We start from the raw sequence: 7,119 nt of genomic DNA, 5'->3' as shown, positions 1-7,119 counted from the left end.
AATTTATTTAAAAATATGGATGATAAATGAAATATTATTGTGAGGAAGAATAATGCAAGAAAGAGTATCTGTTTTATATTTGAAAATACCTGAAAATATAAAAATATCAGATTTTAATTGGTGTTTTAATGTTTTAGATGTAGAAGAACAGGTAGAATTTTACAGTTTCCTAGTAGAGCATAAAAAACTTGAGTTCTTACTTGGAAGGTTGCTGGTGAAATCTCTATTTGCACAAAAATTAAATTTGTTAGTAAATGATATTTTGTTGAAAAAAATAGTTTTGGAAAGCCATATGTAAATTGGGAGTTCAATAAACAACAAAATCCTATGTATCTTAATTTATCACATACAAGCCAGATGATTGTTTGTGGAATTGCTAAAGAAAAATATATTGGGGTAGATGTTGAAAAGACCAATAGAAATTATTTAGATGTTATGGATGTAGTTTTTTGTGAAAGAGAAATTAAATTAGTATTAGATCAGATAAAGTCTACAGATAAGAAAGAGATGTTTTTTAGAATTTGGACAAGGAAGGAAGCTGTGTTAAAAGCCAAAGGAACAGGGTTTTACACACATCCTGTATCTATTTCTGTACCAGAAAATAGCGGGATTATTAAAGGAGGTGATTTTTTATATAATTCCTTTTTATTAGATCCTGATTATATTGTCTCAGTTGCTTTGAAATGTTCAAAAAATAAAAAATATACATTTAGTATTAAAGAAATTCTTCTTAAAGAATTAATAGATTTATATAAAACTTTATCTTAAATGATGATAATAGTTTCCAGGAGGAAATGGTATGCTAAATGACTTAAAAGTTATTCCAACGGAGCAAATATATTTACATGAAGAATATGAACATGAAAGGTTAAAAAAGTTAAGTCATAAGATTAAAAATGAACAGGTTTTAAAGAATCCCCCAATCGCTTTACAATTAGCTGAAGATAAATATCTAATCCTTGATGGAGCACATAGGACGTTATCTTTGAAGCAATTAAATTGTAAAAGGATGGTTGTTCAGGTCGTTAAAGCAGATTATTTATCAATTGGAGCATGGTCACATCATATATCAGATAGTGAGGGAGTATTAGAGGTATTAAAAAGTAATTCTAATATTTTTTTAAGTGAAAATATTGAAAGTGAAAATTTAATTGCAACAGTGTTTGTTAATGGAATAAAGTATGATCTAGCAATTAATCCAGAAATGGAAAAAGATATGGAAATAAAAATTAGAATTTGGAAAGAAATTGTTAATGCTTATACAAATAAATATCCGTTTACTAGAATAACAAATGACGAATTAATTCCTTCAGACGGCATAGTGTTTAGCTATACTTTGCTAGAGTTGTATCAAATCAAACAATTAGTAGAGTCGAATTTACTACTACCTGCAGGTGTAACTAAATTTAAATTAAATTGTGGACGTATTTTGAATTTAAACATTCCGTTAAGTTTTCTAATCCGAGAAGATTTTGTAGAGGAGGATTGGAATGAACTGTTGGAATTATGGGGGAAATCAATCAGGTTGTATACTGATCCCGTCTTATTATGTGAAGTTTAAGTTAAAAAAGATTGGAATGAGGGTATTGGTTTTTTATAAAAATTAAATGAGCTAATTAATGTGAAAAGGGGCAAAAACATGATTCATGATGACGTTCTTTCATTAATAGGAGATACACCTATTGTAAAAATTAATAAGCTGGTCCCACCTGAGAGTGCTCAACTATATGTAAAATTAGAAGGATTTAACCCTGGAGGAAGTTCGAAAGATAGAGTTGCAAAGCGAGTAATTGAATATGCTGAAAATAGTGGACAGTTAAAGCCAGGAGGAACAATTGTTGAATCCTCTTCTGGGAATCTTGCAATTGGTTTAGCGTTAGTAGCAAAGATGAAAGGATATAAAATGATTTGTGTAGTTGACCCTAAAATAAGTAAAGTGAATCTGAATCTTATTAAATCATATGGTGCCCAAGTTCATATGGTTGATGTATCAGATGAACACGGAAACTACTTAAAAGCAAGACTCGTAATAGCACAAGATTTAGCGAATTCTATTGATGGAGCTTATTGGCCTAATCAATATAACAATCCTGAAAATCCGGAGGCCTACGTGCATACTTTAGTTCAAGAAATTTATGATGATTTTAATGATACTTTAGATTGGATTGTATGTCCTGTAGGTACTGCTGGATTAATTACGGGTGTTGCAAAAGGAATGAAAAAATTAAATCCATCCGTAAAAGTTATGGCTGTCGATGCTGTGGGATCAGTTATATTCGGAGGAAAGCCTGGGGTAAGAAGGCTTTTGGGGATAGGAAATGCGATTGTACCTGGAAATGTGAATCGAAGTCTTTATGATGATCTAAGTTACGTTAATGATGCAGATGCCTTTTTTATAACACGAGAGCTTGTATCAAAAGAGGGGATATTAGTTGGTGGATCTTCTGGTGCAGTTGTATGTGCTGCTCTAAGACTAATAGATAAACTACCAGAGTCTAAAAAAGTATTAGCGATATTACCAGATAGAGGTGATCGATATTATAATACTATATTTTCAGATGAATGGTTAGATGAACATGATATTGAATTACCACAATCAATTAATGATTCCATTTTAGTTTAAAAAATAGATATTATTTTAAGGGAGTGTTAATTATGTTATTAGAAACAAAACCAGAATTAATTTATCTTAGCAAACAGAATATTATTGATTTAGGTGGTTATAAGGCCAACATTTATGTGCAAGCTATTACACAAGCACTAACATTACATTCAGAAAGGAACTTTAGTCAACCTTTAAAGCCTTATTTAAAGACTAATAAAGAAGGAGAGCATATCGCAGATAGAATTATTGCTATGCCAGCATATCTTGGAGAACCTTCCATTTCAGGGATTAAATGGATCGGAAGTAAGTTTGATAATCCGACCAAAAAAAATATGGAAAGAGCTAGTGCACTAATTATTTTAAATGATCCAGAAACAAATTTTCCAATTGCGATTTTAGAAGGTAGTGTTATTAGTTCTATGAGAACAGCAGCTGTTACTGTAGTTGCAGCAAAATATTTGGCGAAAAAAGGATTTCAAAATGTATCAATTATCGGTTGCGGATTAATTTCTAAAATGCACATAAATTCTTTACTAGAACAGTTTAATCATATTAGACAAATTAATCTATTTGATTTGGATAATGTAAAAGCAAAAGCTTTTGCTCAAGAAATGAAAGAACGTTATAGTCATGTCGATTTTCAGGTAAAAGAATCAGCAAGAAATGCGGTAGAACAAGCTGAGGTACTTGTAACATGCACGGTAGCAGACACTCCATATATAGAAGCAGATTGGATACAAAAAGGAACTTTTGTAAGTAATATCTCTATAATGGATATAGAAAAAGAAGCTTTTTTAAAGGCTGATAAGGTAATTGTAGATGATTGGGATCAAGCAAATAGAGAAAAGAAGGTAATTAATCAGCTTGTTGTAGAAGGGAAATTCTCAAAAGAAATGCTCCATGCAGAACTTGGCGATATTATAACTGGTAAAAAATTAGGAAGAGTGACCGATGAAGAAATTATTATATTAAATCCTATGGGAATGGCTATTGAAGATATTGCATGTGCTCATGCCATTTATGAGAAGGCGAAACAAGAGGGATTAGGAAAAGTGCTAAGCTTATATTAAGCTTTTTTATCAAGAGGAACTGTAAGCGGTTTTAATTACAGTTCCTTTATTTGATTAATAGTTGCTTAGAAGTTTTACTTTAATATTGTATCCCCTAAAAATAAGATTTTTATCGTTGATAACAAACATTGAAGTTTAGGAAATTAAGAGAGGTGCTAAAATCATGGTCTATGAAATCAAATTTATTCCATATGAAGAATTAATTTTTTTTGAAGAATATAATGAGGAACAATTAATTAAAATTAAAAGTAATATTGATGCTCAAAAAGCCTTGAGTAACCTACCAATTGTTATGAGAATTGAATCAAACAAATATCTTGTTTTAGATGGAACACATCGTATCTTGGCATTAAATAAATTACGCTGTATGAATATTACTGCGCAAATAATCGATGAGAGTATTGTAGTATGTAGTTCTTGGCTTCATCAGATTCCTAAATGTGAGGAGTTAATAAGTGATTTAAAAAATAACCCAAATTTTTATTTAACTGGAGAAAATTTATTAGAACAGAAGTATCTTGCAAGGGTTTATATAGATAATCAAGTCTATTATTTATATGATATGGATTCTAAGAAAAAGGAAGAAGCTATCTCATTTTTACATTCAATTATTAATGTGTATGATAGCAAGTATGGATATACAAAGATAACAAAAGAAGATTATACTCCAAACTTAGAGTATATTACGATTGAGTTTCCGGATTTTTCTATACAAGAAATAATGAAAAGTATTGATAATAAATTGTTACCATTAAACGTTATAAGATTTACTTTTAATATTAAAAATATGGATGGTATAAACATTCCAATTTATGTTATAAGAAGTCCAGAGGCTTATGAGTTTGAGTGGAGAGAAATTATAGAGAAATTATCTTTACCTATTTATTGATAAATTAATTTCCAAATGAAAAATTGTTGCAATATACTCTTTTAATAAAAAGTTACTAAGGAGTATTAATTGCAAAACGAGGGTGGGGGACGGTCTTTTTAGTTAGTATTATAGGGTTGGTTCAGAAGTTACTTGCAAGTCTACAAAATTAGCAAATGCAAAATCACAGCTTACTGTTATATTATTTGTATTTCCTAGCTCTGTTCCTTGATTTTTGAAAGTCTGAAGATTAACACTTTTAACGACAGGTATTACTGTGTAAGTTGGGCTCAAATTATAATTTAATTGTAGGTGAAAGTTTTCTCCAGCCGTATTTAGCGCGTTACCTAAAGCTAAACTGCTTGGAATTGCATTGCACAAAGCATTGCAGTTATAATCACTACATAATATTCTTGGCAAAAACAAATGATTGGTTAGTTTGTCCTATAAATAATTCACAATTTCACACACTTAAACTTAAAAGGACAAGATAAGGTACCTTGTCCTTTTTTCTAATGCTTTTAACTTAATTTTTTAATGATTAGTGCTGCACCACTTTCAACTAGATTACACAAAGATATAGAATTTCCAAAGAGGCTTGTATTTCTTAGTGAAAAAGTTGATTTAGCAGGTATTCTTAAAATAGCCGTTCCTGAAAATTGGTCACACGATTCCCCTGTCGCAGTTCTTACTCCAAAAGATGTTTGGAAACCAGGAACTGGATTCCCATTTAGAATAGCAGATACTTGCTGTTCTTGATTTGCTGTTTCAAAAACAACGCTTGTAATTACATAGCTAATTTCATAATCTCCAGCTAGCGGAATGAATATCGTCGCAGGGGGCAATAAAACAATTCCTCCTGCTTCGGCTACACTTTGGTTATTAAATGGGATGTCTTGTCCGTTAGGTATGGTTACAAATGTATTTTGCCAGAAGTTACGATAAGCTGGTGAAAACACCATAGTTGGGTGAATAACAGGTGCAGGAGGGAGGAACTTATCACAACAACCGCAACCCTTCGATTTAAAAAAATGGTCCAAAATAATTCACTTCCTTTTTTGGAATAGATATAATTATTTATATTCAATCTAAAAAAATCAGTTTGGATGTTTGTCCGCATGCCCATCAACTTAAGAAAATAAAACAGCCCCAAAACGAAAAAATGAGCTTTTTTATTACAAATTAGCACAAAATCTTGTTCTGGGGTAGTTGTATTTTCTTAGCTTAATAGCGGTGTGGTGCTACCCCTACGAGTGTTTTTCAGATATTCTGCTTGTGGGAGCAGCAATTCTAACACCAATCAGCAATAAGAGGGAATAGATATATATCCTCTTACTATTGATTAAAGGCACGAAACATAAAAGAAGAGACACTATACAGTGTCTCTTCTTTTATGTTGATATAGCCCTAAAGAAAATGTAGTGATTAATCAAAGATCGTTGGATGCTTCTAGGTTAATTTTAGTATAACGCTAATTCAATTGCTTATATATAATAATTTATGTGTATTCGGATGTATTTTTCGATTGATACTTTTTTGTTTTATGCATAACAAGGATATTGAAAAAGGGCTGATAAGAATATCAAACCCTTTTGACTATCTATAATTATTTCACTGCCTCTTTTAATTCTTTTCCAGCCTTAAAAGCAGGTGCTTTTGAAGCCGCGATTTGCATTTCTTCACCTGTTTGTGGGTTACGTCCTGTACGTGCAGATCTTTCACGTACTTCAAATGTACCAAAACCAAGGATTTGTACTTTCTCTTCATTAGTTAGTGCACTTGTTATTGTATCTAATACGGCTTGTGTTGCTGCAGCTGCACCCTTTTGTGTAAGTTCTGCTTTTTCTGCTACTACTTTTGTTAGTTCTGTCTTATTCATTTTTTGCACCTCTTTATATGTAATTAGGTGCCTATTATAACGTGTGTATACTCATGATGCAATTAATACTGAACAAACTCTCCTGTGCCGGGTGTAAAGGTGATATGTAACAAAATACACTATTAATAGATGCCGATTTTTGGAAAAAAAAGGTAAGGTATTAGGTAAAGAGACATAGTGTTTATAATGGTCGTTAATCCTGTTTTGTAATTTAGGAGAAATATACCAAGTAAGGAGTTTTTTTGTGCCGAAATGAGCTAAGTGGATTGCCATTCTTGTGATTTTTATCTGTAGTATTTTAATTATCGACGCTCTTGTTGGTAGCAAAAAAGGCATAACGGCTATTACAGCAGCAGTTGAGGAATTAACCGCAGATAAAAAAATATAGGAAATCAAAAGGAAGTAAAGCAAGGAGCCGAAACAAGTGATTATAAACATTTAGACAAGCAGCATTATGCATAGGTAATGGATGATTATTTAAAGGACCTATCTGATGTGGCGACCCGATTTAGCATGTTAGAGGCTGATGCAGAAATTAAGGGTAATATAAACCAATCATAGGTTTTAGATGTAGGCGATGTTTTCTATAAAATGTCTTATCTCATCTCAAGTGTACGATATGTAGAACCCCCAACAGAATTAAAGAGTCTACAATCATCTATTTTAAAGGAGATGGATAACTTGCAATTTGTTATAG

The 7,119-nt window shown here is 31.5% G+C and carries 8 protein-coding genes; 6 read left to right on the top strand and 2 right to left on the bottom strand.

Going from position 1 to position 7,119, the window contains the following annotated elements:
- Positions 1-52: 52 nt before the first annotated feature.
- The 6 genes from MR170_RS21090 to MR170_RS21065 all read left to right on the top strand — a co-directional run bounded on the left by MR170_RS21090 (position 53) and on the right by MR170_RS21065 (position 4,564).
- Entirely contained in the window at positions 53-298 is a 246-nt protein-coding gene (locus MR170_RS21090) for a hypothetical protein (protein ID WP_242309137.1), read from the top strand.
- Positions 299-327: 29 nt separating this feature from the next.
- Positions 328-768 carry a 4'-phosphopantetheinyl transferase family protein gene (locus MR170_RS21085; protein WP_242309135.1) on the top strand — a complete coding sequence of 147 codons (441 nt, stop codon included), beginning with the start codon at positions 328-330 and terminating at the stop codon, positions 766-768.
- 31 nt (positions 769-799) lie between these two features.
- Positions 800-1,561, top strand: coding sequence for a ParB N-terminal domain-containing protein (locus tag MR170_RS21080; RefSeq protein WP_000930877.1), 762 nt, complete (start codon positions 800-802; stop codon positions 1,559-1,561).
- 78 nt (positions 1,562-1,639) lie between these two features.
- The gene (gene sbnA, locus MR170_RS21075; RefSeq protein WP_098641054.1) at positions 1,640-2,623 is read left to right on the top strand and encodes a 2,3-diaminopropionate biosynthesis protein SbnA; all 984 of its coding nucleotides are present in this window, start codon (positions 1,640-1,642) and stop codon (positions 2,621-2,623) included.
- 32 nt (positions 2,624-2,655) lie between these two features.
- Positions 2,656-3,675, top strand: coding sequence for a 2,3-diaminopropionate biosynthesis protein SbnB (gene sbnB / locus MR170_RS21070; RefSeq protein ID WP_242309133.1), 1,020 nt, complete (start codon positions 2,656-2,658; stop codon positions 3,673-3,675).
- 163 nt (positions 3,676-3,838) lie between these two features.
- A complete protein-coding gene (locus MR170_RS21065; RefSeq protein ID WP_098641055.1) occupies positions 3,839-4,564 on the top strand; it encodes a hypothetical protein in 726 nt (241 codons plus the stop codon).
- 500 nt (positions 4,565-5,064) lie between these two features.
- Here MR170_RS21065 and MR170_RS21060 read toward each other — a convergent pair whose 3' ends face one another.
- Together MR170_RS21060 and MR170_RS21055 are read right to left on the bottom strand one after the other, a co-directional pair.
- Positions 5,065-5,583, bottom strand: coding sequence for a BclA C-terminal domain-containing protein (locus MR170_RS21060; RefSeq protein WP_242309131.1), 519 nt, complete (start codon positions 5,581-5,583; stop codon positions 5,065-5,067).
- A 566-nt stretch (positions 5,584-6,149) separates the two neighbouring features.
- The gene (locus MR170_RS21055; RefSeq protein WP_064532207.1) at positions 6,150-6,422 is read right to left on the bottom strand and encodes an HU family DNA-binding protein; all 273 of its coding nucleotides are present in this window, start codon (positions 6,420-6,422) and stop codon (positions 6,150-6,152) included.
- Between the last annotated feature and the right edge of the window lie 697 nt (positions 6,423-7,119).

The organism is Bacillus cereus group sp. BfR-BA-01524 (assembly GCF_022662595.1).
GTDB lineage: Bacteria > Bacillota > Bacilli > Bacillales > Bacillaceae_G > Bacillus_A > Bacillus_A thuringiensis_S.
The sequence above is the reverse complement of the archived record's forward strand: the minus strand, read 5'-3'. Positions and strand labels throughout refer to the sequence as shown.

Excerpts from the sequence above, each read along its gene's own strand:
- MR170_RS21090 (WP_242309137.1), top strand. The coding sequence starts at position 53 with ATGCAAGAAAGAGTATCTGTTTTATATTTGAAAATACCTGAAAATATA.
- MR170_RS21085 (WP_242309135.1), top strand. The coding sequence starts at position 328 with ATGTATCTTAATTTATCACATACAAGCCAGATGATTGTTTGTGGAATT.
- MR170_RS21080 (WP_000930877.1), top strand. The coding sequence starts at position 800 with ATGCTAAATGACTTAAAAGTTATTCCAACGGAGCAAATATATTTACAT.
- sbnA (WP_098641054.1), top strand. The coding sequence starts at position 1,640 with ATGATTCATGATGACGTTCTTTCATTAATAGGAGATACACCTATTGTA.
- sbnB (WP_242309133.1), top strand. The coding sequence starts at position 2,656 with ATGTTATTAGAAACAAAACCAGAATTAATTTATCTTAGCAAACAGAAT.
- MR170_RS21065 (WP_098641055.1), top strand. The coding sequence starts at position 3,839 with ATGGTCTATGAAATCAAATTTATTCCATATGAAGAATTAATTTTTTTT.
- MR170_RS21055 (WP_064532207.1), bottom strand. The coding sequence starts at position 6,422 with ATGAATAAGACAGAACTAACAAAAGTAGTAGCAGAAAAAGCAGAACTT.